This is a genomic window from Corallococcus sp. AB049A (genome assembly GCF_003668885.1).
Taxonomy (GTDB): domain Bacteria; phylum Myxococcota; class Myxococcia; order Myxococcales; family Myxococcaceae; genus Corallococcus; species Corallococcus interemptor.
Genome location: NZ_RAWL01000760.1, coordinates 1 through 1,799, shown reverse-complemented (window position 1 = coordinate 1,799; position 1,799 = coordinate 1). Strand labels below are relative to the sequence as shown.

Here is a 1,799-nt window from a genome sequence, read left to right as displayed (position 1 = left end):
CGGAGGAGGTGGACAGGTCGAGCGTGATGGGCGACCGGTCGCGGGCCGGGGCCGGGGGCGGGACCACGAGGCGCGGCTTCGGGAGCGGCACGGGCTCGGCGCCGGCTTCGGGTGAGGCCTCCGGGCTGGCCCTGGGAGGCACGTCGGGATTGGCGACGAGGGCGACGTCGGACTCCGGGGGGGCCGGGAGCACGGCGTCGGACTTCGGCGCGGCGGCGACCTGCCAGGACTCGGCCTCTGGGGAGACGGAGGGCTTCTGCGAGTCTCCCGCCAGGCTGAATTCGAGTCCGTCGGCTTCGGCGTCCTGCGCGGCAATGACAGACGCGTCCGGCTTCGCGGCTTCGCCCGCGAGGGGCGCTTCCGGAAGGGGCTCGAACTCCAGCGTCTCCACCGGCGCGTCGTTCTTCGCGGCGACAGTGGCGGGGATGGGCTCCTGTCCGGACGCGCCCGTCACCTCCGTCGAGGGGGCACCGGGTACGGCGTCCCAGACAGGTTCCGCCTCCGGGATGGAATGGGCTTCCGACGAAGCCGCCGGCATCGAGTCCGTGGCGTCGAGGGTCTTGGCCACCTGCGGATCCGCGGGCGCAGACGGGTGAGCCTCCTTGGCTTCGGAGGCCTGTGCATTTTGCGGCTCGGCGGGCACTGCGTCCTCGACATCGAGGATGTCCGTGGCGTCGGTGGCCTTGGCTGCTTGTGGCTCGGCCGCCATCACGGCCACGGCTTCGAGGCTGTCCGGCTGGACATCAAGGATGTCCGTGACGTCCGCGGCCGGGGCTTCTCGAGGCGCGGCGGATACCACGGCCGCATCCGCGTGGGCGTCCCTGGCCTGAGTGGACGGAGCCTGTTCCGGACTGGCGGACATCACGGCCACGGCATTGTCGGCAGCTCTGTCGTCAGTGACCTGTGCCTCTTGCGGCGCGGCGAACACCACGTCCGTGACGTCGGTGGCCTTGGCCACCTGCGGCTCCAAGGACAGCACGTCCGCGACCTTGGCCTCCTGCGGCTCGGCGGACATCACGTCTTCGACATCGAGGACATCTGCGGCTTGGGCTTCGTGCGGCTCGGCGGACATCACGTCTTCGACGTCGAGCACATCCGTGGCGTCGGTGGCCTTGGCCTCGTGCGGCTCGGCGGACATCACGTCTTCGACATCGAGGACATCCGTGGCGTCGGCGGCGGCCGGCTGCGCGGCGACGGAGCCCGCGTCTTCGAGGATGTCGTCGGAGAGATCATCCCCGGTCAGGACTGCAGTGAGCTCGGGTGCCTTCCCGGCTGCGGCTGCGACGGGCGACGCGGGGCTCGGGCTGACGTCGGCGTCGTCGAGAAGCTCGGCATCCAGCACCAGCTCGGACAAGGACGACGACTGCGACGGTGCGGCCGCGACGACTGGAGCCGACGGCTTCGCGGAAGGGGCATCCGTGAATGCGTCCGCCCACTCGCCTCCGAGATCCGACACCGGGCCGCTGGCCGCCGGCGCCTTCGCGGTGGGTGCCGCAATGGCGGGAGTCACACCGGACGGACGGCGAGCCACCGGCGGCGGAGCATTACCGGACGAAGCCGGGGCCGCCTGCGCTGAGTCTGGCGCAAGGCCCATGGGGGCACCGGCTCCTTGAGGCACCGTCGACGGTGCACTCACGGGAGCCTGAGCCATCGCGGCCGGCGGAGGCACTGCGACGGGCCCCACGGTGGCAGGACGCTGCGGCGGAGCTCCGGGAGGAGGCGCACCCACCGCCACCGGCGGCACGGTCCCAGACGGAGGCCCCTGCCTTGGCGGTGCACCCGGAGGAGGGACGACAGGC

Annotated in this window: 1 pseudogene; it reads right to left on the bottom strand. The window is 72.1% G+C overall.

Features of this window, described 5'->3' with window-relative positions:
* Positions 1–1,354: pseudogene (locus D7X55_RS39125) on the bottom strand (hypothetical protein); the annotation flags it as partial.
* Between the last annotated feature and the right edge of the window lie 445 nt (positions 1,355–1,799).